The organism is Actinomadura flavalba DSM 45200, assembly GCF_000374305.1.
Taxonomy (GTDB): Bacteria; Actinomycetota; Actinomycetes; order Streptosporangiales; family Streptosporangiaceae; genus Spirillospora; species Spirillospora flavalba.
This window is the reverse complement of record NZ_KB894098.1, coordinates 126,148-150,303: the sequence shown is the minus strand read 5'-3', so window position 1 is coordinate 150,303 and position 24,156 is coordinate 126,148. Positions and strand designations below refer to the sequence as shown.

Sequence of the window (24,156 nt, the reverse complement as noted above, 5' to 3'; positions counted from 1 at the left end):
CCCCCGGGAGACCCCCTTTGAAACGCATCCTCGGTTCCGTCGTCGCGGTGCTGGCGCTGTTCTCCACCGCCGCCGCGTGCGGCGACTCCGGCGACGACGCGCGCGGCGGCTCGGCCCGCACGCTCACCGTGTTCGCCGCCGCGTCCCTCACCGAGACGTTCACCGCGCTGGGCAAGACGTTCGAGGCGTCGCACGACGGCGTCCAGGTCCGGTTCAACTTCGGCGGCAGCTCCACCCTCGCCCAGCAGATCGACCAGGGCGCGCCCGCCGACGTGTTCGCCGCCGCGAGCCCCGCCACGATGAAGACCGTGACCGACGCCGGGGGAGCGGCCGGAGAGCCCCGCGTGTTCGCCCGGAACCGGCTCGTCATCGCGGTGCCGAAGGACGACCCCGGCAAGGTCGGCGACCTGGACGACCTCGCCCGCTCCGGCCTCAAGGTCGTTCTGTGCGCCGAGCAGGTCCCGTGCGGCGCCGCCGCGAAGACCGCGCTGGCCGAGGGCGGCGTCAAGGTCACGCCGGTCTCCCGCGAGCAGGACGTCAAGGCCGTCCTCACCAAGGTCCGGCTGGGCGAGGCCGACGCCGGGCTCGTCTACCGCACCGACGTGCAGGCGTCCGGCGGTCAGGTCAAGGGGATCGCGTTCCCCGAGGCGGCCAAGGCGATCAACGACTACCCGATCGCCGCGCTGGCCAAGGCTCCGCAGTCAGGGCTGGCCAAGGAGTTCGTGGAGCTGATCCTGTCGGCACAGGGGCGCGGGACGCTGACGAGGGCGGGCTTCGAGCAGCCTTGACGCGCACCGCACGCCGCGCCGCCAGGACCCCGGACCGTCCGCTCGGGCGGGCGCCCTGGGTCCTGGTGGCGCCCGCGCTGACCGGCCTGGCGTTCCTGGTCCTGCCGCTGCTCGGCCTGCTCGTCCGCGCGCCCTGGTCCACGCTCGGCACCCGGCTGCTGGAACCCGCCGTGCTGGAGGCGCTGCGCCTCTCCCTGACCACCGCGACACTCGCCACCGCGCTGTCGCTGCTGCTGGGCGTGCCGCTGGCCTGGCTGCTGGCCCGGGTGCCGTTCCCGGGCGCGCGGCTGGTGCGGGCGCTCGTCACCGTCCCGCTCGTGCTGCCGCCCGTCGTCGGCGGCGTCGCGCTGCTGCTCGTCCTCGGCCGCCGGGGCCTGGCCGGACGCTGGCTCGACCTCTGGTTCGGGATCACGCTGCCGTTCACGACCGCCGGGGTCGTGCTCGCCGCGACGTTCGTCGCGATGCCGTTCCTCGTCATCAGCGTCGAGGGCGCGCTGCGCGCCGCCGACCCGCGCTACGAGGAGGCCGCCGCCACGCTCGGCGCCGACCGCTGGACGGTGTTCCGCCGCGTCACGCTGCCCCTGGTCGCGCCCGGCGTCGCGGCCGGCGCCGTGCTGTGCTGGGCGCGGGCGCTCGGGGAGTTCGGCGCCACGATCACGTTCGCGGGCAACTTCCCCGGACGCACCCAGACGATGCCGCTGGCCGTCTACCTCGCGCTGGAGACCGACCCGCAGGCGGCGATCGTGCTGAGCCTCGTCCTGCTCGCCGTGTCGGTGCTCGTGCTGGTGCTGCTGCGCGACCGCTGGGTGGGCGCCGGATGAGCGGGCTGGACGCCCGGCTGGTGGTGGACCGTCCCGGATTCCACCTGGACCTGGCGCTGACCGCCGCGCCCGGCGAGACCGTCGCGCTGCTCGGGCCCAACGGCGCGGGCAAGACCACCGCGCTGCGGGCGCTGGCCGGGCTCGTCGCGACGCGCGGCGGGCACGTCCGGGTGGACGGCGCGGAGCTGGGCGCCGTGCCGTCCGACCGGCGCCGCATCGGCATGGTCTTCCAGGACTACCTGCTGTTCCCGCATCTCAGCGCGGTGGACAACGTCGCGTTCGGGCCGCGCTGCCGGGGCGTCCGGCGGGCCGCCGCGCGACGGGAGGCGGCGGACTGGCTGGAGCGCGTCGGGCTGGCCGGGTACGCGGCGGCGCGCCCGCGCGCGCTGTCGGGCGGGCAGGCGCAGCGGGTCGCGCTGGCGCGGGCGCTGGCCGTCCGGCCGGGGCTGCTGCTGCTCGACGAGCCGCTGGCCGCGCTGGACGCGCACACCCGCCTGGAGGTCCGCGCGACGCTGCGCCGTCACCTGGCCGGGTTCGCCGGGGCGGCGGTCCTGGTCACCCACGACCCGGTGGACGCGCTGGCCCTCGCCGACCGGATCGTGGTGGTCGAGGACGGGCGCAGCGTGCAGGAGGGCGCTCCGGCCGAGGTCGCCCGGCGGCCCCGGACGCCGTACGTCGCCCGGCTCGTCGGCCTCAACCTGCACCGTGCCCGCGCGGACGGCCGCGCCGTCACCCTCGGCGACCGACCGCTTCCGGGCATGGCGACCTCACTTCGAGGTGAGGTGTTCCTTGCCTTTTCGCCATCCTCGGTGCGGTTGGACCGCTCCGCGCCCGGCGGCCCGCCCGGCCCCCGCTGGCGGGCGACGATCGACGCCGTCGAGAGCCGCGGCGACCGCGTCCGCGTGCTGCTGGGCGGTGCGTCCGGACCGTTCGCGCACGCCGTCGCGGCCGAGGTGACGGCCGCCGCCGTCGCGGAACTCGGCCTGGCCGAGGGCGGAGAGGTGTGGGCGGCGGTCATCGGGGAACACGCACAGGTCTACCCGGCCTGATCGGCGGGCCCTAGGACCGTGCCACCCCCGCTGAACAGGCAATATTGTGGTGAGAAGGGTCACAAATGGGTGCGCGAACGCCCAAAACCGGGCGCGATTGGTCCAGACCAAATGGCAAAGACGTTCGCTTTTGTTCATGATGCAAACATCCTGCGAACAGCTGAAGGAGTTGCCCGTGTCCAACCAGGTCGCTGCGTCGTCCGCCTCCGAGACCAACGCTCAGGCCCCGACCAGCCACGCCGAACTCGTGGGCTGGGTACGGGAGATCGCCGAGCTGACCCAGCCCGCGCGGATCGAGTGGTGTGACGGCTCGGACGCCGAATGGGAGCGCCTGACCGGCCTCCTCGTCGAGCAGGGCACCTTCAAGCGCCTGAACGACGCCAAACGGCCCAACAGCTTCTACGCCGTCTCCGACCCCAGCGACGTGGCGCGCGTCGAGGACCGCACCTACATCTGCTCCGAGAAGGAGGAGGACGCGGGCCCGACGAACAACTGGGTCGCCCCGGCGGAGATGCGCGCGACCTTCGGTGAGATCTTCGCCGGCTCCATGAAGGGCCGCACCATGTACGTGGTGCCGTTCTGCATGGGCCCGCTGGGCGGCAACATCTCCCAGCTCGGCGTCGAGATCACCGACTCCCCGTACGTCGTGGTCTCCATGAAGATCATGACGCGGATGGGCGAGGGCGCGCTGCGCCTCATCGAGGAGCGCGGCTCGTTCGTCAAGGCCGTGCACTCGGTCGGCGCGCCGCTGGAGTCGGGTCAGGCCGACGTGCCGTGGCCGTGCAACTCCACCAAGTACATCTCGCACTTCCCCGAGACCCGGGAGATCTGGTCCTACGGGTCCGGCTACGGCGGCAACGCGCTGCTGGGCAAGAAGTGCTACGCGCTGCGCATCGCCTCCACGATGGCGCGCGACGAGGGCTGGCTCGCGGAGCACATGCTCATCCTCAAGCTGACCCCGCCGCAGGGCGAGTCCCGCTACGTCGCCGCCGCGTTCCCCTCGGCGTGCGGCAAGACGAACCTGGCCATGCTGGAGCCGACCATCCCGGGCTGGAAGGTCGAGACCATCGGCGACGACATCGCCTGGATGCGCTTCGGTGAGGACGGCCGCCTCTACGCGATCAACCCCGAGGCCGGGTTCTTCGGCGTCGCCCCCGGCACCGGCGAGGACACCAATGCCAACGCCGTCCAGACGTTCTGGGGCAACAGCATCTTCACCAACGTCGCGCTCACCGACGACGGCGACGTGTGGTGGGAGGGCCTGACCGAGGAGCCGCCCGCGCACCTCACCGACTGGAAGGGCAACGCCTGGACGCCGGAGTCCGGCACCCCGGCCGCGCACCCCAACGCCCGCTTCACCACCCCGGCCGGGCAGTGCCCGATCATCGCGCCGGAGTGGGAGGACCCGAACGGCGTGCCGATCTCCGCGATCCTGTTCGGCGGGCGCCGCGCGACCGCCGTGCCGCTGGTGACCGAGTCGTTCGACTGGCAGCAGGGCGTCTTCCTCGGCTCCAACATCGCCTCGGAGAAGACGGCCGCCGCCGAGGGCACGGTCGGTGAGCTGCGCCGCGACCCGTTCGCGATGCTGCCGTTCTGCGGCTACAACATGGGCGACTACTTCGCCCACTGGATCAAGGTCGGCCAGGCGACGGACGCGGAGAAGCTGCCCCGCATCTACTACGTCAACTGGTTCCGCAAGAACGCCGAGGGCAAGTTCATCTGGCCCGGCTTCGGTGAGAACAGCCGCGTCCTGAAGTGGATCGTCGAGCGCCTCAACGGCCAGGCGGACGCGGTCAAGTCCCCGATCGGCCACCTGCCGACCAGGGCCGCCCTCGACACCGACGGGCTGGAGATGGACGAGGCCGACCTCGACACCCTGCTCACGGTGGACACCGAGGTGTGGAAGCAGGAGGCCGCGCTGGTCCCCGACCACTTCAACACCTTCGGGGACCACCTGCCCAAGGAGCTGTGGGACGAGTACAACGCGCTGGTGAACCGCCTCGGCGGCTGACCCCGCACGGCACGCCGGACGGCCCGCGACCCCACGGTCGCGGGCCGTCCGCGTTGCAGGCGTTATGGCATAACCGGGACCACTTCTTGGTGTTGTCGGCGGACAAGTCCGGTTAGCACTGGGGTACGGGGCTTGATCAGCGGGGATCGGGCCACTTCAGTGCAGGGGAGCGCCCGTGGCCGGTTCGCCGTTCGGCTCGATGTTCAACGACCCGTTCCGGGGGTTCGACCAGCTCACCGGGCGGATGTTCGGCGCCCCCGAGTCGTGGCCCCCGCGCGGCGGCGCCCAGCGCGTCGACATCGGACGGCTGCTCAGCGAGTCCGGCCGCGAACTGCTCGGACAGGCGCTCCAGCGGGCCGGGCAGCGCGGCGCCGCCGACCTGGACGTCATCGACCTGCTCGGCGCCGCCGCGCAGACCGACCCGTCCCGGGGCGTGCTGCGGGCTGCCGGCGCCGACCCCGACGGCCTGCTCACCCGGATCGCGGACCTCACCGGCGACGGCACCCCCGGCGACACCCCCACCACGCTCAGCCCCGCCGCCAAACGCGCCCTGCTCGACGCCCAGCGCGTGTCGCGCGCCCTGTCGTCCAGCTACATCGGCCCCGAGCACCTGTTGCTCGCCGTCGCCGCCAACGCCGACTCGACCGCCGCGCGGCTGCTCGCCGCGCAGGGCGTCTCCGCCAACGAGATCCAGGACGCGGTGCTGGACCGGCCCGACCAGACCGGCGCGGTGCGCGGCGGTCCGTCCGCGACGCCCACCCTGGACGAGTACGGCCGCGACCTCACCGAGGAGGCCCGCGACGGCGCCCTCGACCCCGTCGTCGGCCGCGAGGACGTCATCGAGCAGGCCATCGAGGTGCTGTCCCGCCGCACCAAGAACAACCCGTGCCTCATCGGAGAGCCCGGCGTCGGCAAGACCGCGATCATCGAGGGCATCGCGCAGCGGATCGTCAACGGCGCCGTCCCCGAGACCCTCAAGGACAAGCGCGTCGTCGCCCTCGACCTCACCGGCATGGTCGCCGGGTCCAAGTACCGGGGCGAGTTCGAGGAACGCGTCAAGAAGGTCGTGGACGAGATCCGCGCCCACTCCGGCGAACTGGTCATCTTCATCGACGAGGTCCACACGCTCGTCGGCGCGGGCGCCTCCGAGGGCGGCATGGACGCCGCCAACATCCTCAAGCCGGCGCTGGCGCGCGGCGAACTGCACGTCGCCGCCGCCACCACGATCGACGAGTACCGCCGGAACATCGAGAAGGACGCCGCGCTGGAACGCCGCTTCCAGCCCGTCCTGGTGCCCGAGCCGACCGTCGAGGACACGATCGAGATCCTGGCGGGCCTGCGCGACAAGTACGAGGCCCACCACCAGGTCCGCATCACCGACGACGCCCTCGACGCCGCCGCCCGCATGTCCGACCGCTACATCTCCGACCGCTGGCTGCCCGACAAGGCCATCGACCTCATGGACCACGCCGCCGCCCGCGTCCGGCTGCGGTCGCTGTCGCCGGACGAGGACGCGCGCGAGCTGGAAGACCGGCTGGAGGGCTTGCACCGCGACAAGGACGCCGCCGTCACCGACGAGAACTTCGCCCGCGCCGAGGAACTGCGCGCCGAGATCGAACGGCTGCGTCCCGAACTCGAACGGGCCCGGCACGGCCGCGACGACGTCCCGCAGGTCACCGCCACCGACATCGCCGAGGTCGTGTCCCGCCGCACGGGCATCCCCGTCGCGCAGCTCACCGAGGAGGAACGCGACCGGCTGCTGCGGATGGAGGAGCACCTGCACGAACGCGTCATCGGGCAGGACGAGGCCGTGGACGCGGTCGCCGAGGCCGTCCGCCGCGCCCGCGCCGGGCTGGCCGACCCCGACCGGCCGCAGGGCTCGTTCCTGTTCCTCGGCCCGACCGGCGTCGGCAAGACCGAACTGGCGCGGGCGCTGGCCGAGGTGCTGTTCGGCGGCGCCGACCACATGATCCGCGTCGACATGAGCGAGTTCCAGGAGAAGCACACCGTCAGCCGCCTCATCGGCGCCCCACCCGGCTACGTCGGCTACGAGGAGGCCGGGCAGCTCACCGAGGCCGTCCGGCGGCGGCCGCACGGCGTCGTGCTGCTCGACGAGATCGAGAAGGCCCACCCGGACGTGATGAACCTGCTGCTCCAGCTCCTGGACGACGGGCGCCTCACCGACGGCCAGGGCCGCACCGTCGACTTCACCAACACGATCGTGATCATGACGAGCAACGTCGGCGCCCAGCTCATCCTGGACGCCGGCGAGGACTCCGAGCAGCTCCGCGCCGACATCACCGACCTGCTCCGGCACACGCTGCGGCCCGAACTGCTCAACCGCATCGACGACACGATCATCTTCACCCGGCTGGACCGCGCCCAGCTCCGCCGGATCGTGGACCTGCTCCTCGGCGGCACCCGCCGCCGGCTGGCCGGGCAGGGCGTCACGCTGGAGGTCACCGACGCCGCCCGCGACCTGCTCGCCGAACGCGGCCACCAGCCCGAGTTCGGCGCGCGCCCGCTGCGCCGCACGATCAAGCGGATGCTCGACAACCGGCTGTCGCGGATGCTGCTCGGCGGCGACCTGTCCGAGGGCGACACCGTCCGCGCCGACCGCGACGGCGACGACCTGACCCTGCACGTGGAGACGCCGGACGGCGCCCCGTCCCCGGACGACCGGGAGACGGCGCCGGACGGCGCCTGGTGAACCGGAACAAGGAGGAACGATGCTCGACATGATGACGCGCAACTGGTGGGTGCTGGCGCTGCGCGGCGCCTTCGCCGTCCTGTTCGGAGTGCTCGCCCTGTTCTGGCCGGGCATCACCGTGCTCGCGCTGGTGCTGCTGTTCGGCGCGTACGCGCTGGTGGACGGCGCGTTCAGCCTCTACGCCGCGATCCGCGGCGGCTCGGGGCAGTCGCGGGGCTGGCTGGCGGTGTCCGGCATCGCCGGAGTGCTGCTCGGCATCGCCGCCCTCGCCTGGCCCGCGATCACCGGGTTCGCGCTGCTCATGCTCATCGCGGCGTGGGCGATCGTCACCGGTGTGATGGAGATCATCGCGGCGGTCGCGCTGCGCCGCGAGATCGAGGGGGAGTGGCTGTACGCCGTCACCGGCGCCGTCTCGGTGCTGTTCGGCGTGCTGCTGTTCGTGTGGCCCGCATCCGGTGCCGTCGCGCTGATCTGGATGATCGGCCTGTTCGCGATCCTGTTCGGCGCCCTGCTCATCGGCGCGGCGTTCCGCGTCCGCTCCGCCGGGCACCGGATGGAGGCCCGCCGCGGCGAGTACGGCCCCGGCGAGTACGGCGGCGGCGCCACCGCGTCCCGCTAGGTTCCGCACGGCGATCCCCTACGTAGGATGCTCGGCATGACGCGTCTGGAGTTTCGTGTCCAGGAGCTGACCGTCGGGCAGCTCGCGGAACGTAGCGGGGTCGCCGTGTCGGCGCTGCACTTCTACGAGTCCAAGGGCCTCATCAGCAGCCGCCGCACCGCCGGGAACCAGCGCCGGTTCAGCCGCGACACGCTGCGCCGGGTCTCGTTCATCCGGGTCTCGCAGCGGGTCGGCATCCCGCTCAGCCAGATCGGCGCCGCCCTGGACACCCTGCCCGAGGGCCGCACCCCGACCGCCGCCGACTGGGCGAAGCTGTCGGAGACGTGGCGCGCCGACCTGAACGACCGCATCGACCAGCTCGTCCGGCTCCGCGACGACCTCGACGACTGCATCGGCTGCGGCTGCCTGTCGATCAGCAAGTGCGCCCTCGCCAACCCCTACGACAAGTGCGGCGACGAGGGCGCGGGCCCCCGCCGCCTGCTCAGCCGCGCGGCGGGCGGCGAGGACGCGTGCGGCGACACCGGTGACTGCCGTCCCGCGCCCGCCGCCACCTGACCGCCTAGTCCTGCCGGGTGTCGCCGCGCTGCGCGACGCGCCGCGCCAGCGGCGCCCGCCCGGCGGGCTGCACCGGCTCCTGCGGCGGCGCCAGGTCGGGAACGGGCAGCTCGGCGGGCGTGTCGCCGAGCGTGACGGGCTCCCCGTGGTGCAGCAGCTTGAGCCCCGAACCCTCCAGCAGCTCGTACTTGACGCTGTCGTGCGTGACCGTCACCCGCAGCCGGTTGCCCCGGTAGCGGAGCCGGAACACCAGACGGCTGATGCCGCCCGGCAGCCGGGGCGCGAACCGCAGCGAGCCGGTGCCCGCCCGCATCCCGCCGAACCCCGCGACCAGCCCGCTCCACGCGCCCGCCAGCGCCGCGATGTGCAGGCCGTCGCGGGTGTTGCCGTACAGGTCGTGCAGGTCGACCAGCGAGGTCTCGCCCAGATAGTCGTGCGCGAGGTCGAGCAGGCCGACCTCGGCGGCGACCACCGCCTGCGTCTGCGCCGACAGCGACGAGTCGCGCACCGTCAGCGCCTCGTAGTAGGCGAAATCGCGGGCCTTCTGCTCCGCCGTGAACGCGTCCCCGCACAGGTGCAGCGCCAGCACCAGGTCGGCCTGCTTGACCACCTGGCGGCGGTACAGGTCGAAGTACGGGAAGTTCATCAGCAGCGGATAGTCGGCCTCGGCGGTGTTCGCGAAGTCCCACGGGGCGTGGTTGGTGAAGTTCTCCGCCTGCGGATGGACGCCGATGCGCTCGTCGTAGGGGATGAACATCGCCGCCGCCGCGTCCCGCCAGGACGCGGCCTCCTCGGCGTCGACGCCGAGCCCCTCGGCCAGGTCGGGGTACTCCATGGCCAGCCGCGCGGCCTCCTGGAGGTTCCGCCGCGCCATCAGGTTCGTATAGACGTTGTTGTCGACGACGGCGCTGTACTCGTCCGGGCCGGTCACGCCGTCGATGCGGTACACGCCGCCGACGTCGTGGTGCCCGAGCCCCCGCCACAGCCGCGCCGTCTGGATGACCAGGTCGAACCCGATCTCCCGCTCGAACCGGGTGTCCTCGGTGGCGTCCACGTACCGGATCACCGCGTCGGCGATGTCGGCGTTGAGGTGGAACGCGGCCGTGCCCGCCGGCCAGTAGCCCGAGCACTCCTGGCCCCGGATCGTCCGCCACGGGAACGCCGCCCCGGCCAGCCCGAGCTGCCGCGCCCGCTCGCACGCCAGCGGCAGCGTCATGTGCCGCCAGGCCAGCGCGTCGGCGGCGGCGTCGGGATGGGTGTAGGTCAGCACGGGGAGCACGAACGTCTCGGCGTCCCAGAACGTGTGACCGTCATAGCCCGGCCCCGACAGGCCCTTGGACGGGATCATCCGGCGCTCGGCCCGCGCCCCCGCCTGCAACACCTGGAACAGCGCGAACCGGACGGCCTGCTGGAGCTCCGCGTCGCCCTCGACCTCGACGTCCGCGCCGCGCCAGAACTCGTCCAGGTAGTCGCGCTGCTCGGCCAGCAGCCCCTCCCAGCCGGTCTGCCGCGCGGCCGCCAGCGCCGCGACGACCTGGTCGTGCACGGCGGGCCGCGACCGCTGGCTCGACCAGCCGTAGGCGAGGAACTTCATCACGCACAGCTTCTCGCCCGGCTCCAGCCGGGTCGCGATCGTGGTGCGGCCGACGTCCTGGCTGCTCTCGTTCTCCACCGACATCGGGTCGGGCCCGGTGATGGTGTGCGCCATCCCGGCCGCCATCCGCAGGTTGCTGGCGCGGGTGCGGTGCAACAGCAGCACCTTGCTGCCGTTGGCCATGTGCTCCTCGCACAGCAGCGGCGAACGCAGCGACGCGGTGCCGCGCGGGTCGGAGGCGTCCTGCTCGGGCAGCTCCTCGTTGGCGACCAGCTCGGACTGCACCACGATGCGGACCGGCTCGTCGACCGCCTCGACCTCGTAGCGGATCGCGGCGATCGCCCGCTGCCGCAGCGACACCATCCGCACCGACGTGATGCGGACCGTGCGGCCCGCCGGGGACGTCCACTCGACCTGGCGGGTCAGCGTGCCCGCCCGCATGTCGAGCACCCGCTCGTGGTGCTTCAACCGGCCGTAGCGGACGTCGAACGGCTCGTCGTCGACCAGCAGCCGGATCAGCTTGCCGTTGGTGACGTTGATGACGGTCTGGCTCGACTCGGGGTTGCCGTAGGCGGCCTCGGCGTGCGGCAGCGGACGCTGCTCGAAGAACGAGTTCAGATACGTGCCGGGGATGCCGTGCGGCTCGCCCTCGTCCAGGTTGCCGCGCAGGCCCAGATGGCCGTTGGACAGGGCGAACACCGACTCGGTCTGCGGAAGCCGGTCGATCCGGAGTTCGTTCTCGCGGACGGTCCACGGCTCGACCAGGAAGACCGGGCCGTCGCCGTCCAGCGCGCTCTCGGGCGGCGGAGTCACGCTCATCCCTCCCTGAGTTCGGACAGGTCGTGCACGACGCGGTCGGCGTACTGCGCCAGCCGGCGGCCGTGCGCGTCGTCGTTGCGGTTGACGCCGATCACGTAGCCGAAGTTCCCGGACCGCCCGGCCTGCACGCCGGAGATGGCGTCCTCGTAGACGGCGGCGCGGTCGGCGGCGACGCCCAGCTCGCGGGCGCCCTCCAGGAACGTGTCCGGGGCGGGCTTGCCCGGCAGGCCGCGCTCGGCGGCGATGACGCCGTCGACGCGGGCGTCGAACAGATCGGTCAGCCCCGTGACCTCCAGCACCTGGCGGGTGTTGGCACTGGACGACACTACGGCGGTGCGCAGGCCCGCGTCACGGGCGGCGCGCACGTAGTCCACCGAACCGTCGAAGACCTTGACGCCGTCCTCGTCGATCAGCTTGAGGACCAGCTCGTTCTTGCGGTTGCCGAGGCCGAACACCGACGCGGTGCCGGGACCGTCGTCCGGCGAGCCCTGCGGCAGGTCGATGCCGCGCGACTCCAGGAACGAGCGGGTGCCGTCCTCGCGGCGCTTGCCGTCCACGTAGGCGGCGTAGTCGTCCATGGTGAACGGCGCGTAGCCCTCCCCGTCGCGTTCGCGCAGATAGGCGTCGAACATCTTCTTCCACGCGGCGGCGTGCACCGCGGCGGTCTGCGTGATGACCCCGTCCAGGTCGAACAGGCAGCACTCGATCGTCTCCGGCAACCCCAGCATCGAACCCCGTCTCTCCAGCGTCGTCGCCCGGCTCTTTCCCCACCCGTACCGGGACATGCGAGCGTAGCGGTGACGAGGCCGGGCCGTAGGAGGGTAGGGAACGGGCGGACCAGGACAGAAGGAGCAACGACATGGACCGAGCACCCATCGGCGTCACCGGGCTCGCGGTGATGGGCCGCAACCTGGCGCGCAACCTCGCCCGGCACGGGCACGCCGTCGCCGTGCACAACCGGACCACGGCCAAGACCGACGCGCTCGTCGCCGAGTTCGGCGACGAGGGCACGTTCCTGCCCGCGCGCACGGCGCAGGAGTTCGTCGACGCGCTGGAACGCCCCCGCAAGCTGATCATCATGGTGAAGGCGGGCCGGCCGACCGACGCCGTCATCGAGGAGTTCGCGCCGCTGCTGGAGCCCGGCGACATGATCGTGGACGGCGGCAACGCGCACTTCCTCGACACCCGGCGCCGCGAGGCGGAACTGCGGGAACGGGGCGTCCACTTCGTCGGGACCGGCATCTCCGGCGGCGAGGAGGGCGCGCTGGAGGGACCGAGCATCATGCCGGGCGGGTCGCGCGAGTCGTACGCGGCGCTCGGGCCCCTGCTGGAGGACATCTCCGCCAAGGTGGACGGCTCGCCGTGCTGCGCGCACGTCGGCGCGGACGGCGCCGGGCACTTCGTGAAGATGGTGCACAACGGCATCGAGTACGCCGACATGCAGCTCATCGCGGAGTCCTACGACCTGCTGCGGCACGCCGCCGGGCTCGAACCCGTCGCCGTCGCGGAGGTGTTCCGCACCTGGAACACCGGGCGGCTGGAGTCGTACCTGATCGAGATCACCGCCGAGGTGCTGGCGCACGTGGACGCCGCGTCGGGCGAGCCGTTCGTGGACGTCGTCCTGGACCAGGCCGAGCAGAAGGGCACCGGCCGGTGGACCGTGCAGACGGCGCTGGAGCTGGGCGTCCCGGTGCCGGGCATCGGCGAGGCGGTGTTCGCCCGGTCGCTGTCGGGCGCGGCCGACGTGCGGGCGGCGGCGCGCGGGCTGCCGGGGCCGGTGCACCGCACGGGCGCCGACTCGGGGATCGCCGACGCGGTCGAGCAGGCGCTGTACGCGTCGAAGATCGTCGCCTACGCGCAGGGCTTCCACCAGATCCAGGCCGGCGCCGCCGAGTACGGCTGGGACATCGACTCCGCGGCGATGGCGCGGATCTGGCGCGGCGGCTGCATCATCCGCGCCCGCTTCCTGGACGACATCCGCCGCGCCTACGAGGCCGACCCGGCGACCCCGACGCTGCTCACCGACGACCACTTCGCCGCCGCGCTCGGCGACGCCCAGGACGCCTGGCGGCACGTCGTCGGCAAGGCCGCGGCGCTGGGCATCCCGACGCCGGGCTTCTCCTCGGCGCTGGCCTACTACGACGCGCTGCGCGCCGAGCGGCTGCCGGCCGCGCTCATCCAGGCGCAGCGCGACTTCTTCGGCGCCCACACCTACCGCCACCTCACCGGCGACGCCGTCTACCACACGCTGTGGTCGGGCGACCGCTCCGAGGTGACCGGGTAGACCCCGCCGAGGCGTTCGCGGGCAGCGAAAAGGGCCCGTCCGGCATCCGGGCGGGCCCTGATCTTGCTCTGCCGCGCTCGCGCGCGGCCGGTCAGGCCGGGTGAACGACCTGACCTGTCACGTCCTGCTTGCTGCTTGCTCTGATCGTGAGCGAGCGTCAGGAGGGGACGATGTTCTCCGCCTGCAGGCCCTTCTGGCCCTGCGTGACGTCGAAGGTCACCTTCTGGCCCTCCTGGAGCTCACGGAAGCCCGAGGTGGCGATGGCGGAGTAGTGGGCGAAGACGTCGGGGCCGCCGCCGTCCTGCTCGATGAAGCCGAAGCCCTTTTCCGAGTTGAACCACTTCACGGTGCCGGTAGCGATGATGAATCTCCTTGACTGAATTGCCCGTATCCGCTCCGTGCGGACACGGTGGCGGGTTCGTGCGACGCCTCGAAACAGAAAAAGCGCCCGAGCCAGCTCAGGCGCACATCGAGAACATCGTTGGGAACCGCGACCAACCACAAGTCTATCACAGTGCTGCGGGCGGGTGACCCGCGCGGACGGACGGCGAACGCCCGCCCGCGCGGATCGGCCCTGAAGCACAGGTCAGGCGGGAACGATGTTCGCGGCCTGCGGGCCCTTCTGGCCCTGGGTGATCTCGAAGCTCACCTTCTGGCCCTCCTGGAGCTCACGGAAGCCCGAGGTGGCGATGGCGGAGTAGTGGGCGAAGACGTCGGCGCCGCCGCCGTCCTGCTCGATGAAGCCGAAACCCTTTTCAGAGTTGAACCACTTCACGGTGCCAGTAGCGATGGTATTTCTCCCTGATGTGTATGCCGGACCCGCTCCGTGCGAGCCTGGCGCCGCGGTCGCCACCCGGAGGGCCGGAACAATGAAAAAAGCGCCCGAAACAGCCCGGGCGCACAGATCATTCATGGGAACCGCAACTGGGTCCAGACTACACGCTCCGCGACGGACCGCCACCCCCGGCGACCGAAAATCTGCGACACCCCGAATCTTTACCTGCGATCTGGATGGCAGACGGCCTGGGAAGGAGGATGCTAGAGGTGATGAAAGCGCGACGAAGTACCCCGAAACGTCATCTGCCCACCAGCCCGTTCAGCCCGCCGGCCGAACCGCCGCCCCTGGAGACCTTCGTCGAGGGCGACCGGGTCAGCCACGACAAGTACGGCCTCGGCCAGGTCATCGCCGTCGGCCCGACCGGTGAGCTGGTCGTCGACTTCGGCGAACAGAAGGCCCGGATCGGCCCGCCGTTCTCCAAGCTGGAGAAGCTCTAGCCGACGCCCGGCACCGGCGTCCGGCCGGGCCGCCGGTGGCGCGCGCCGCGCCACCGGCGCCCGCACGCGGGCGGGTGGCGGTCCGGGCAGTGGACGCGGCGCGGCAGGATGGGAGGGTGAGCCTTCTCGATCAGCTTCCCTCCGGTGACGACCTCGGCCCCGACTCCCTGTACGAGGCGTTCGAGTCGTGGGTGTCCGGGCGCGGGATCACGCTGTACCCCGCGCAGGAGGAAGCGCTGATCGAGGCCGTCTCCGGCGCGAATGTGATCCTTGCCACACCGACCGGATCGGGCAAGAGCCTGGTGGCCGCCGGTGCGCTCTTCGCCGCCCTCGGCCAGGACCGCGTCGGCTTCTACACCGCTCCCATCAAGGCGCTGGTGTCGGAGAAGTTCTTCGACCTGTGCGAGATGTTCGGCCGCGAGAACGTCGGCATGATGACCGGCGACGCGTCCGTCAACGCCGACGCCCCCATCATCTGCTGCACCGCCGAGGTGCTGGCCAACATCGCCCTGCGCGACGGCGCCGACGCAGACATCGGCCTCGTCGTCATGGACGAGTTCCACTTCTACGCCGAGCCCGAACGCGGCTGGGCCTGGCAGGTCCCGCTGCTGGAGCTGCCGCAGGCCCAGTTCGTGCTGATGTCGGCCACGCTGGGCGACGTCGCCTTCTTCCAGAACGACCTCACCCGCCGCACCGGGCGGCCGACGGCGCTGGTCGAGTCCGCTGAGCGGCCCGTCCCGCTGATCTACGACTACCGGCTCACCCCGCTGCACGAGACCATCGAGGAACTGCTCGCCGAGCGCAAGGCCCCGATCTACCTCGTCCACTTCACGCAGGCCGCCGCGATCGAGCGGGCGCAGTCGCTGATGAGCATCAACGTCTGCACGAAGGAGGAGAAGGCCCGCATCGCCGAGCTGATCGGCGGGTTCCGCTTCACCACCCGGTTCGGCCGGAACCTGTCGCGGTTCGTGCGGCACGGCATCGGCGTCCACCACGCCGGGATGCTGCCCAAGTACCGGCGGCTCGTCGAACGGCTCGCGCAGGCCGGGCTGCTCAAGGTGATCTGCGGCACCGACACGCTCGGCGTCGGCGTCAACGTGCCGATCCGCACCGTCGTGTTCACCGCGCTGTCCAAGTACGACGGGTACCGCGTGCGGCGGCTGCGCGCCCGCGAGTTCCACCAGATCGCCGGGCGGGCCGGGCGCGCCGGGTTCGACACCGTCGGGTTCGTCGTCGCGCAGGCCCCCGAGCACGTCGTGGAGAACGAGAAGGCGCTCGCCAAGGCCGGCGACGACCCCAAGAAGCGGCGCAAGGTCCAGCGCAAGAAGCCGCCGGAGGGGTTCGTCGGCTGGGACGAGGAGACGTTCGCCAAGCTCCAGTCCGCGCCGCCCGAGCTGCTGACCTCGCGGTTCCAGGTCAGCCACGCGATGCTGCTGTCGGTCATCGCCCGGCCCGGCAACGCGTTCCAGGCCATGCGGCGGCTCCTCACCGACAACCACGAGGAACGCCCGGCGCAGCGGCGGCACATCTCCCGCGCCATCGCCATCTACCGGTCGCTGCTGGCGGGCGGCGTCGTCGAGTCGCTGACCGAACCCGACGAACAGGGCCGCTGGGCGCGGATCACCGTGAACCTCCAGGAAGATTTCGCGCTCAACCAGCCGCTGTCCACGTTCGCGCTGGCCGCGTTCGAGATCCTCGACCCGTCCTCGCCCGGCTACGCGCTCGACGTGCTGTCGGTGCTGGAGGCCACCCTGGACGACCCCCGGCAGATCCTCGCCGCCCAGGAGAACAAGGCGCGGGGCATCGCCGTCCAGGAGATGAAGTCCGAGGGCATCGAGTACGAGGAGCGCATGGAACTCCTCATGGACGTCACCTACCCGCGTCCGCTGGAGGACGAGCTGGAGGCGGCGTTCGAGGTGTACCGGGCGGGGCACCCGTGGGTCGGTGACCACCGGCTCAGCCCCAAGTCGATCGTCCGCGACATGTACGAGCGGGCGATGACGTTCACCGACTACATCGGCTACTACGAGCTGGCCCGCACCGAGGGGCTCGTCCTGCGGTACCTGTCGGGCGCGTACAAGGCGCTCCAGCAGACCGTCCCCGAGTCGATCAAGAACGACGACCTCATCGACCTCATCGAGTGGCTGGGCGAGCTGGTCCGCCAGGTCGACTCCTCGCTGCTGGACGAGTGGGAACAGCTCGCCAACCCGGCCGCCGAGCCGGACGCGGTCGTGGAGGAACGCGTCACGCGGGTCACGGCGAACGCGCGGGCGTTCCGCGTCCTGGTCCGCAACGCGCTGTTCCGGCGCGTCGAGCTGGCCGCCCGCGAGGACTACCCCGAACTCGACCGGCTCGACCCCGAGTTCGGCGCCGACGGCTGGCGCGCCGCGATGGACGCCTACTTCACCGACCACGACGAACTGCGCACCGGCCCCGACGCGCGCGGCCCGAAGCTCCTCCAGATCGAGGAGGTCCCCGAGGACGGTCTGTGGCGCGTCCGGCAGGTCTTCGACGACCCGGCGGGCGACCGCGACTGGGGCATCGACGCCGAGGTCGACCTGGCGGGCTCCGACCAGGAGGGCGAGGCCGTCCTGCGGGTCCTCGGCGTCAACCGCCTCTGACCCCGGCGGCGTCACCGCCCGGTGCGGGCGGCGAGGGCCGAGGCCAGCGCGAGGGTGACCGTGGGGGAGAGATCGCGGAAGGCGGCGGTCCTCGCCGGGCGGCCGGCGCCGGGGAGCATGCCGCTCGGGTGCTGCGCCTCCGCGAGGGCGTGCCAGGGCCCGGCCGGACGCGCGGGAGCGCGCAGGCAGGTGTCGGTGAGCAGCAGGGCGGTGACCAGGTCCCACTGGGCGGCCTCGGTGTAGACGTCGGTCCAGGCGGGCAGCCAGCGGGTCAGGTAGGTGTCGATGTCGAGCGGCAGCGCGCCGCGCGCCAGGCCCCAGTCGCACAGGTGCAGGACCGTGTGGAACGCCGCGTACGCCTGCGCGTGGGTCAGCGTCCACGGCTCGGGCAGGCCCCCGAGCCAGGTGCGGCGGACGGCGTCGTCGTCGGGGCGGACGGGCAGCCGGGCGAGCCGTTCGGCGTTGCGGACGGCGAGCACCCGGTTCGGCGCCAGCTCGGGCACGGCGGCCTGGCGCAGGCCGCGCGCGTGCGGGAGCAGGACGTCGAGGTCGGCGTGCCGGTATCCCGCGCGGCGGAAGTGCCCGTAGGTCTCCACCGGATCGGTGCGGGACACGTCGCGCAGCAGCCGCTCGTACAGCACCGCGCCCTCGCCGAACTGCCGCCAGGCGAACCCGACGAGCCCCGCCGCCGTCCGCGCCGTGGCGAAGTCGGGCGCGATCCGGGCCAGGACCGCGCCCGCCGGGGCCAGCCCGCCGACCGTCCGGTACCAGGCGCCGGTGCCGCGCGCCGGGCCGTCGCACTCCAGGTGGGCGGTGGCGACGTCGAGCCAGGCCACGGCGGCGGCGCACATGGCGCGGACGTCCGGGCCGCTCACCGCGCCGTCCCCGCCGCGTGCAGGAGGCGCTCGGCGATGGCGACGTCCAGCGCGGCGCGCGCCGTCGGCGCGGTGGTCAGGGCGAGGTGGCGGACGAGCGGCGCCAGGTCGAGCTGGGGGCAGGAGACGTCCGGCAGCGCCAGCCAGCGGACGAGGCGGGCCGCCGTGGCCGGGTCGCGGCGCAGCACGGCCCGGACGGCGGCGCGGCCGAGGTCGGTGGCGTGGCGGCGGGCCTGGTCGTGCGCGGGCGACGCGGCCGGGCACGCCGTCAGCGGCGCCAGCAGCACCATCAGCGCCGCCCACGGCCGGCGGCCCTGCCGCCGCGCGTCCTCCAGCGGCGCCGCCGAGCCGGTGACCGGGAGCCGGGCCGGGACGGCGCGCGGCGGCCCGTGCAGCAGGGTGAGGGCGTGCCGGGCGGCGGCGTCGCGCAGGTCGTGGACGAGCGCGTCCCGCGACCCCGGCGCGGCGACCGCGAGGGGGTCCGCGTGGCCGCGCTCGACGAGATCGACGTCGCGGGCGGCCGGACGCGCCCCGGCGAGCAGGAAGGGGGCGAGCGCGTCGGGGCCGAGGACGCGGACGGCGGCCAGCGTGATCGGCTCGTCCTCGGCGGGATCGCCCACCGCGTACGGGCCGCCCGGGTCGCGCAGGGCGCGGGCGGCCCGTACGGCGAGGTCGCCCGCCGCACGTTCCACCGCCGCGCGCAGGGCGGGGTCGGCGCGGGTCATCCGCGTGCTCCTACGCGTCCGCCGGGGCGGGCGGGAGGAGCGGGGCGTCGGGCGGGGGCGGTGCGGCGAGCGGGGGATCGGCGACGGGGGACTCGGGTTCCAGGACGAGCGCGCTGACGATCTCGTCCGGGACGGCTGCGGTTCGGGCCACGGGCTGACCTCCTGGTCCGCGGGACTTCGGCCGCGCCGCCGGGGACGGCTCGGCCACTCAACGTAAGCGTACGTGTGCGGAGCGTCCGTCGAGGGCCGGGTAAGGCGATGCTCACCCGGGGGAACGCGGGGTAACTCGCCGGTTCCCCGGACCGGGCCGCCCGGCCGCGTGCACGATCGGGTGCGTGCCCCCTTACGTACCCCCGCCCGATCCCGACTGGCTGGCCCGTCCCCGGCGGCGGGCCGGTCCGCGCCGGAGGCGCCTCGTCGCGGCGGGCGCGGCGGCGCTCGTGCTCGCGGCGGGGACGACCGCGACGTGGCCGTCCGGCGGCGAGGCCCGCGACGCGGCCGCTCCGGCGCCGCCGGTCACCGCCCCGCGAGACCCGGCGCCGGAGCCGCCGCATCCCCGGTCGGTTCCGGCGGCGGCCGAGTACCGCGCGCCGCCGCCCGCCCGCGACCGCAGCCTCCGCACGCGGCATCCCCTTCCCGCGCGTCCCTCCGCCCGCCCGGCCCCGCGCCCGAAGGCGGCCCCCCGCCCGGAACGCCCCACGAAGACGAAGCGCCCCCACCACGCGTCCTGGGCCCAACGCGAATGCGCCCGCCGCTTCCCACCCGACCCCCGCCGCGCCGCCTGCATCCGCATCCTGACCCGCCGCTGACGCCGGACCGGTCTGATCGGCTGCGGGGTGGGGTCAGGCCGCTTTGTTGGTTAGGCGGGTGGTCATGTCGGCTCGTAGGGCGGTGATGTCCACGCCTGAACCTGTCAGGGCTCGTGTGGCGGGGGAGTGGTCGTCGTGCAGGACGCCGAGGAGGATGTGGCCGGTCTCGATGCGCTTCTGCTTGAGGCGCACGGCGTGCCGGAGGGAGAGTTCCAGTGCCTTCTTGGCCTCGGCGGTGAACGGGAGGTGGCCGCCGGAGCGGCGGGCGGGCGGTTCCAGGGCGCCGGTGCCGAACGTGGCCTCGGCCGCCGCGCGGACGGCGTCCAGGTCGATGCCGACGGCGCGCAGGGCGTCGGGGTCGAGGGGGTCGTCGTCGCGGCGGGCGGCCCGGCGGAGCGTGCCCGCGTCGGCGCCCACGGCCGCGAGCGCGGCGGCGGCGTCGCCGGTGCCGTCCGCCAGCGCGAGCAGCAGGTGCTCGGCGCCGACGCGTGCGGCGCCGAGGTCGCGGGCGTGCGCCTGCGCGCCGGTGACCACCGTGCGGGCGCCCGAGGTGAACCGTTCGAACATCATCGCTCCTTGCCGAGGATGCGGCGCCCCGCGCCGTGCTTCTTGTGGACGGCCTGGCGGCTGACGCCCAGGCGCGTCGCGATGTCCTGCCAGGACCAGCCGCGCGCGCGGGCGGCGGCGACCTGGTGGGCCTCCAGCCGGTCCGCCAGCTCGCGCAGGGCCCGGACGGCCCGCAGGCCGACCTCCGGGTCCTGGCTGCCCGCCTCACGGGCCAGCGTCTCTCCGTCGTTCATGATGTCAATGTAGGTTGACACCTCGCCGGGTGTCAACCTGAGTTGACGGAAGCCGTCCGCAGCACCATGCGGGGACGAGCGGCCGGCCCCGGGGGTCGGCCGCTCGAAGCGGGGTGGGGGCGGATCAGGCGTAGGCGCCGCCCCAGCGCGCGACCGTCCGGACGGGACAGGTCAGCCGGTGGTTCCACGTGCCGGTGAACGACGCGCGCGAGACGTAGCGGATGCCGTTCGAGCAGTCCACGAAGGGCCGGTAGCCCGTGCCCCGGCACGTCTCATAGAAGTTGCGGCCGCTGCGGCGGCCGTTCCAGCAGCGGACGGCCGCGGCGTCCGCGCCGGACGGCGCGGCCTTGGCGCGGGTCGCCTGCACGGCGCCCCGGTCGTCCTTGGTGACGCGGGTGCCGGTCAGCCCGTCGGTCCGCGCGGGCTTGCCCGGGGACGTGCTCGTCACGACCGGATCGTCGGCCGCCGTGGCGGGCGCGCTCGTCGCCAGCCCGGCGCCGAGCGCCGCCGCCGCGACGGCGAGCGTCCTGCGGATCATCATCTCTTCCTCCCGAGGGTCGAGCGTGACCGGGCGGCCACGCTTCGCCACAGAAAGTAGTCATTCGACTACGGAAAAGGGAAGAGGTGCAGGTCGATCGCCGGAGAAGGTGCGGAGAATGCCGCGCCGGGGGAAGACCCGCCTGCCCGTGGCGCATACGGGGCGAAACGGGGTAGGGGGCCCGGACGGGACCAGGGGGAGGAGCGATGATCGAGACGAGTGACCGCGTGGCCGGAACCGTCCCGGCGCCGCGGCGCGCCCCGCTCACCGTGGGCGTCGAGGAGGAGTTCCTGCTGGCCGAACCGGCGAGCGGACGCAGCACGGCCCGCGCCTCCGACGTTTTGGGCGCGGCGGGCCCGCACCCCTGGGAGACGTCCGGCGCCGCGTACCACCGCGAACTCCTCGACAACCAGGTCGAGGCCGTCACCGGGGTCTGCACCCGCCTGCCGGACCTGGCCCGCCAGCTCGCCGCCGCCCGCACCGCGCTCGACCGCGCCGCCCGCGCGCACGGCCTCGTCGCCGTCGGAACCGGCACCGCCGTGCTGCCCGGCCCCGTACGCGTCCCCGCCGGGAACGCCCGCTTCGCCGAGATCTCCCGCCGGTACGCGGGCATCGCCGACGACTACCAGGTGTCCGGCTGCCACGTGCACGTCGGCGTGCCCGGCCCCGACACGGCCGTCGCCGTCGTCAACCACCTGCGGCCCTGGCTGCCGACGCTGCTCGCGGCGTCGGCGAACTCGCCGTTCGACCGGGGCCGCGACACCGGGCACGCGAGCTGGCGCATGGTCGAGCAGGCCCGCTTCCCGACGTCGGGCGTGCCGCCGTGGTTCGGGTCGGCCGCCGAGTACGACCGGGCCCTGGCCCGGCTCGTCGACTGCGGAGTCCTGGTCGACCGCGCGATGACGTTCTGGCTCGCCCGCCCGTCCCCGCGCCTGCCGACCGTCGAGGTCCGGGTCGCGGACGCCGCCGCGTCCGCCGCCGACGCGCTCGTCCAGGCCGCGCTGACGCGGGCGCTCGTCCGCACCGCGCTGGACGACCTGGACCGGGGCCGCGAGGCGCCCCGAGTCGACCCGGACGTGTGCGCCGCCGCGCTGTGGACGGCCGCCCGGTACGGGCTGGCCGGACCGGGCGTCGATCCCGTCGCGGAGCGGCGCGTCCCGGCGGCGGGCCTGCTCGCCGCCCTGCTGGCACGCGTCGCGCCCGCGCTGGAGGAGGCGGGGGAGCTGGCCGCCGTCACCGTGCTGATCGCCGCGCTGCGCGGCGGCGGCACGGGCGCCGAGCGGCAGCGCCGCGCCGCGTCCGGCGGCCCGCCCGCGATCATCGCCGCCCTCGCCGCGCAGACCACCGCCGTACCGCCCATCCTGGAGGACCCATGACCACGCCCACGCTGCCCGTCACCGGGGACGGCCTCGCGCCGCTGCCGTCGGCGCGCGGCCCGCTGTCGGAGGCCGTCCTCGCCCTGCTCACCGGCGGCGCGCCCGCGCTGCTGCCCGCCGAGGGCGCCGAGCCGTTCGGCGACGACCTCCAGCTCGCCCTGTACCTCTGCTACGAGCTGCACTACCACGGCCTGCGCGGCGTCTCCGCCGACTGGGAGTGGAACCCGGAGCTGCTGGCGTTCCGCGCCCGGCTGGAGCGCGTCTTCCTGGACGGGCTGCGCGCCGCGGTCCCCGGCGGCGACGACGTGGACGAGGCCGTCGGCGCGCTGCTGGTCGAGCACCTGGACGCGCGCGGCGCGTCGCACTTCCTGCGCGACCACGGCACCCTGGGACAGCTCCGCGAGTACCTGGCGCACCGCTCGGTCTACCACCTGAAGGAGGCCGACCCGCACGCCCTGCTGATCCCGCGCCTGCGCGGCCGGGCCAAGGCCGCCCTGGTCGGCGTGGAGTTCGACGAGTACGGCGGCGGCCACGCCGACCGGATGCACTCGCGGCTGTTCGCCGACCTCATGGAGGAGGCCGGGCTGGACTGCTCCTACGGCGCGTACGTGGACGTCGTCCCGGCGCCGATGCTCGCCATCACCGGCATGATGTCGCTGTTCGGCCTGCACCGCGCCCGCCGCGCCATGATGGCGGGCCACTTCACCGCCGCCGAGATCACCACCCCGCCCAGCGCCCAGCGCATGACGCGCGCGCTGACCCGCCTCGGCCTCGGTGACCGCGCCACCCTCTTCTACACCGAGCACATCGCCGCCGACGCCGTGCACGAGCAGGTCATGCGGCGCGACGTCCTCGGCGGCCTCCTGGAGGACGCCCCCCACCTGGCCGCCGACGTCGTTCTCGGCGTCCAGTCCACCGTGCTCCTCGAACAGCGCCTCGAAGACCACCTGCTCGCCCGCTGGACCGCCGACGAGCCGCGCACGTCGCTGCGCGCGCCGCTCTAGGAACGGACGCGGCGCCGGTGGCTGGTGTCGCAGAACGGGTAGTCGGCGCTGCGGCGGCAGGTGCACAGCGCGACGAGGAAGCGGTCGGACCGCACGAGCGTGCCGTCGTCGAGTTCCACCTCGACCGGCCCCTCGACGAGCACGGGACCGCCCTTCTCGGGCATCGAGACGCGGCGGGGCCGGGGGTCAGCCGGCATGGCGGTGACCGGGACGGACGGCGGCGGTACCGGCGGCGGCGCGGTCGGCGCGGATGACGACCAGTTCCTCCTCGTACTGGCCCCGGGTGATCAGGCCGAGGGAGGCCAGCCGTCCCGCGCGGGCGTTCATCACCGGGCCGAACGGCTCGCGGCGGCGGGCGACGACGCTCGCGCGCAGCCCCGCCTCGTGCAGCGCGCCCAGCGTCGACCGGACGCCGCACAGCGCGGAGTGCACCATCAGCAGCGTCCCGCCGGGATGCAGGTACTCCGGCGCCTGCGCGCAGATGCGGTCCAGGTGGCGGCGGCCGTCCAGGCCCGCGTCCCACGCGCGGGCGGCGCCGTGCGCGCACGCGGGCTCGCCCGCCACGTACGGCGGGTTGGAGACGATCACGTCGAACCGCTCGCCCGCCACGGCGGAGAACAGGTCGCCGCGCCGGGTCCGCACCCGCAGGCCGCGCGCGAGCGCGTTGACGCGCACGGCGAGCAGCGCCCGCCGCGACACGTCCACCGCCGTCACCCGCCGGGCGCCGCCCCGCGCGGCCGTCAGCGCGACCATTCCCGTCCCGGTGCCGACGTCGAGGACGCTCGCCCCGCGCAGGACTCCCGCCCCGGTCAGCGCCTCGCACAGCAGAGAGGTGTCCCCCTGCGGCCGGTACACGCCCGGCGGCCTCAGCAGCAGCATGGCC

General features: G+C 73.7%; 25 protein-coding genes. 13 read left to right on the top strand and 12 right to left on the bottom strand.

Annotation, left to right across the window (positions count from 1 at the left end; genetic code table 11):
- The first annotated feature begins 17 nt into the window (after nucleotides 1-17).
- The 7 genes from modA to soxR all read left to right on the top strand — a co-directional run bounded on the left by modA (nucleotide 18) and on the right by soxR (nucleotide 8,553).
- On the top strand, nucleotides 18-788 hold the full coding sequence (gene modA, locus C229_RS0121340; RefSeq protein WP_018657142.1) for a molybdate ABC transporter substrate-binding protein: 771 nt from the start codon (nucleotides 18-20) through the stop codon (nucleotides 786-788).
- The gene (modB, locus tag C229_RS0121335; RefSeq protein WP_018657141.1) at nucleotides 785-1,609 is read left to right on the top strand and encodes a molybdate ABC transporter permease subunit; all 825 of its coding nucleotides are present in this window, start codon (nucleotides 785-787) and stop codon (nucleotides 1,607-1,609) included. The genes modA and modB overlap by 4 nt, the downstream gene beginning before the upstream one ends.
- Nucleotides 1,606-2,658: an ABC transporter ATP-binding protein gene (locus tag C229_RS0121330; RefSeq protein ID WP_018657140.1), complete on the top strand. Its 1,053-nt coding sequence runs from the start codon at nucleotides 1,606-1,608 to the stop codon at nucleotides 2,656-2,658. The genes modB and C229_RS0121330 overlap by 4 nt, the downstream gene beginning before the upstream one ends.
- Nucleotides 2,659-2,833: 175 nt before the next feature.
- Nucleotides 2,834-4,669 (top strand): phosphoenolpyruvate carboxykinase (GTP), encoded by a 1,836-nt coding sequence (locus C229_RS0121325; RefSeq protein WP_018657139.1) that lies wholly within the window; start codon nucleotides 2,834-2,836, stop codon nucleotides 4,667-4,669.
- 199 nt (nucleotides 4,670-4,868) lie between these two features.
- Nucleotides 4,869-7,379, top strand: coding sequence for an ATP-dependent Clp protease ATP-binding subunit (locus tag C229_RS0121320; protein ID WP_051109051.1), 2,511 nt, complete (start codon nucleotides 4,869-4,871; stop codon nucleotides 7,377-7,379).
- Nucleotides 7,380-7,398: 19 nt separating this feature from the next.
- On the top strand, nucleotides 7,399-7,998 hold the full coding sequence (locus tag C229_RS0121315) for an HdeD family acid-resistance protein (protein WP_018657137.1): 600 nt from the start codon (nucleotides 7,399-7,401) through the stop codon (nucleotides 7,996-7,998).
- 36 nt (nucleotides 7,999-8,034) lie between these two features.
- The gene (gene soxR, locus C229_RS0121310; RefSeq protein WP_051109050.1) at nucleotides 8,035-8,553 is read left to right on the top strand and encodes a redox-sensitive transcriptional activator SoxR; all 519 of its coding nucleotides are present in this window, start codon (nucleotides 8,035-8,037) and stop codon (nucleotides 8,551-8,553) included.
- 4 nt (nucleotides 8,554-8,557) lie between these two features.
- Here the strand turns inward: soxR and C229_RS0121305 are convergent, their stop codons facing one another.
- On the bottom strand, nucleotides 8,558-10,966 hold the full coding sequence (locus tag C229_RS0121305; protein ID WP_018657135.1) for a glycoside hydrolase family 65 protein: 2,409 nt from the start codon (nucleotides 10,964-10,966) through the stop codon (nucleotides 8,558-8,560).
- Complete coding sequence (locus C229_RS0121300) at nucleotides 10,963-11,751, bottom strand: HAD family hydrolase (protein ID WP_240487362.1); 789 nt, start codon at nucleotides 11,749-11,751, stop codon at nucleotides 10,963-10,965. The genes C229_RS0121305 and C229_RS0121300 overlap by 4 nt, the downstream gene beginning before the upstream one ends.
- 74 nt (nucleotides 11,752-11,825) lie before the next feature.
- Between C229_RS0121300 and gndA the strand changes: the two genes are divergently transcribed.
- Complete coding sequence (gene gndA / locus C229_RS0121295; RefSeq protein WP_018657133.1) at nucleotides 11,826-13,250, top strand: NADP-dependent phosphogluconate dehydrogenase; 1,425 nt, start codon at nucleotides 11,826-11,828, stop codon at nucleotides 13,248-13,250.
- A gap of 157 nt (nucleotides 13,251-13,407) precedes the next feature.
- Here gndA and C229_RS0121290 read toward each other — a convergent pair whose 3' ends face one another.
- Together C229_RS0121290 and C229_RS0121285 are read right to left on the bottom strand one after the other, a co-directional pair.
- Nucleotides 13,408-13,611 (bottom strand): cold-shock protein, encoded by a 204-nt coding sequence (locus C229_RS0121290; RefSeq protein ID WP_026314019.1) that lies wholly within the window; start codon nucleotides 13,609-13,611, stop codon nucleotides 13,408-13,410.
- A 225-nt stretch (nucleotides 13,612-13,836) separates the two neighbouring features.
- On the bottom strand, nucleotides 13,837-14,040 hold the full coding sequence (locus tag C229_RS0121285; RefSeq protein ID WP_026314018.1) for a cold-shock protein: 204 nt from the start codon (nucleotides 14,038-14,040) through the stop codon (nucleotides 13,837-13,839).
- Between the two features lie 257 nt (nucleotides 14,041-14,297).
- Here C229_RS0121285 and C229_RS0121280 point away from each other — a divergent pair, with 257 nt between their 5' ends.
- Both C229_RS0121280 and C229_RS0121275 read left to right on the top strand, forming a co-directional pair.
- The gene (locus tag C229_RS0121280; RefSeq protein WP_018657130.1) at nucleotides 14,298-14,525 is read left to right on the top strand and encodes a hypothetical protein; all 228 of its coding nucleotides are present in this window, start codon (nucleotides 14,298-14,300) and stop codon (nucleotides 14,523-14,525) included.
- Nucleotides 14,526-14,641: 116 nt separating this feature from the next.
- The gene (locus C229_RS0121275) at nucleotides 14,642-17,146 is read left to right on the top strand and encodes a DEAD/DEAH box helicase (protein ID WP_018657129.1); all 2,505 of its coding nucleotides are present in this window, start codon (nucleotides 14,642-14,644) and stop codon (nucleotides 17,144-17,146) included.
- Between the two features lie 11 nt (nucleotides 17,147-17,157).
- On the opposite strand, the gene C229_RS31365 is transcribed toward C229_RS0121275, so the two are convergent.
- From C229_RS31365 to C229_RS34430, 3 genes are read right to left on the bottom strand one after another with little or no spacing between them, the layout of a single operon-like run.
- Complete coding sequence (locus tag C229_RS31365) at nucleotides 17,158-18,021, bottom strand: DUF6895 family protein (protein ID WP_018657128.1); 864 nt, start codon at nucleotides 18,019-18,021, stop codon at nucleotides 17,158-17,160.
- The gene (locus tag C229_RS33085) at nucleotides 18,018-18,746 is read right to left on the bottom strand and encodes a hypothetical protein (RefSeq protein WP_018657127.1); all 729 of its coding nucleotides are present in this window, start codon (nucleotides 18,744-18,746) and stop codon (nucleotides 18,018-18,020) included. The genes C229_RS31365 and C229_RS33085 overlap by 4 nt, the downstream gene beginning before the upstream one ends.
- A 10-nt stretch (nucleotides 18,747-18,756) precedes the next feature.
- Nucleotides 18,757-18,897, bottom strand: a complete 141-nt coding sequence (locus C229_RS34430) for a hypothetical protein (RefSeq protein ID WP_018657126.1) — start codon at nucleotides 18,895-18,897, stop codon at nucleotides 18,757-18,759.
- A gap of 184 nt (nucleotides 18,898-19,081) precedes the next feature.
- Between C229_RS34430 and C229_RS0121255 the strand changes: the two genes are divergently transcribed.
- Nucleotides 19,082-19,555, top strand: a complete 474-nt coding sequence (locus tag C229_RS0121255) for a hypothetical protein (protein ID WP_155884968.1) — start codon at nucleotides 19,082-19,084, stop codon at nucleotides 19,553-19,555.
- A gap of 33 nt (nucleotides 19,556-19,588) precedes the next feature.
- On the opposite strand, the gene C229_RS0121250 is transcribed toward C229_RS0121255, so the two are convergent.
- The 3 genes from C229_RS0121250 to C229_RS33080 form a co-directional block, all read right to left on the bottom strand.
- On the bottom strand, nucleotides 19,589-20,125 hold the full coding sequence (locus tag C229_RS0121250; protein WP_240487361.1) for a Clp protease N-terminal domain-containing protein: 537 nt from the start codon (nucleotides 20,123-20,125) through the stop codon (nucleotides 19,589-19,591).
- Complete coding sequence (locus tag C229_RS0121245) at nucleotides 20,122-20,355, bottom strand: helix-turn-helix domain-containing protein (RefSeq protein ID WP_018657124.1); 234 nt, start codon at nucleotides 20,353-20,355, stop codon at nucleotides 20,122-20,124. The genes C229_RS0121250 and C229_RS0121245 overlap by 4 nt, the downstream gene beginning before the upstream one ends.
- 124 nt (nucleotides 20,356-20,479) lie before the next feature.
- Nucleotides 20,480-20,893 (bottom strand): hypothetical protein, encoded by a 414-nt coding sequence (locus C229_RS33080; RefSeq protein WP_155884967.1) that lies wholly within the window; start codon nucleotides 20,891-20,893, stop codon nucleotides 20,480-20,482.
- A 206-nt stretch (nucleotides 20,894-21,099) separates the two neighbouring features.
- Here C229_RS33080 and C229_RS0121235 point away from each other — a divergent pair, with 206 nt between their 5' ends.
- Nucleotides 21,100-22,269 (top strand): carboxylate-amine ligase, encoded by a 1,170-nt coding sequence (locus C229_RS0121235; protein ID WP_018657122.1) that lies wholly within the window; start codon nucleotides 21,100-21,102, stop codon nucleotides 22,267-22,269.
- Complete coding sequence (locus C229_RS0121230; protein WP_018657121.1) at nucleotides 22,266-23,273, top strand: iron-containing redox enzyme family protein; 1,008 nt, start codon at nucleotides 22,266-22,268, stop codon at nucleotides 23,271-23,273. The genes C229_RS0121235 and C229_RS0121230 overlap by 4 nt, the downstream gene beginning before the upstream one ends.
- Here the strand turns inward: C229_RS0121230 and C229_RS0121225 are convergent.
- Entirely contained in the window at nucleotides 23,270-23,470 is a 201-nt protein-coding gene (locus tag C229_RS0121225; RefSeq protein WP_018657120.1) for a CDGSH iron-sulfur domain-containing protein, read from the bottom strand. The two genes, C229_RS0121230 and C229_RS0121225, sit on opposite strands and share 4 nt — an antisense overlap.
- The gene (locus C229_RS0121220; RefSeq protein ID WP_018657119.1) at nucleotides 23,460-24,152 is read right to left on the bottom strand and encodes a HemK2/MTQ2 family protein methyltransferase; all 693 of its coding nucleotides are present in this window, start codon (nucleotides 24,150-24,152) and stop codon (nucleotides 23,460-23,462) included. The genes C229_RS0121225 and C229_RS0121220 overlap by 11 nt, the downstream gene beginning before the upstream one ends.
- Nucleotides 24,153-24,156 lie beyond the last annotated feature (4 nt).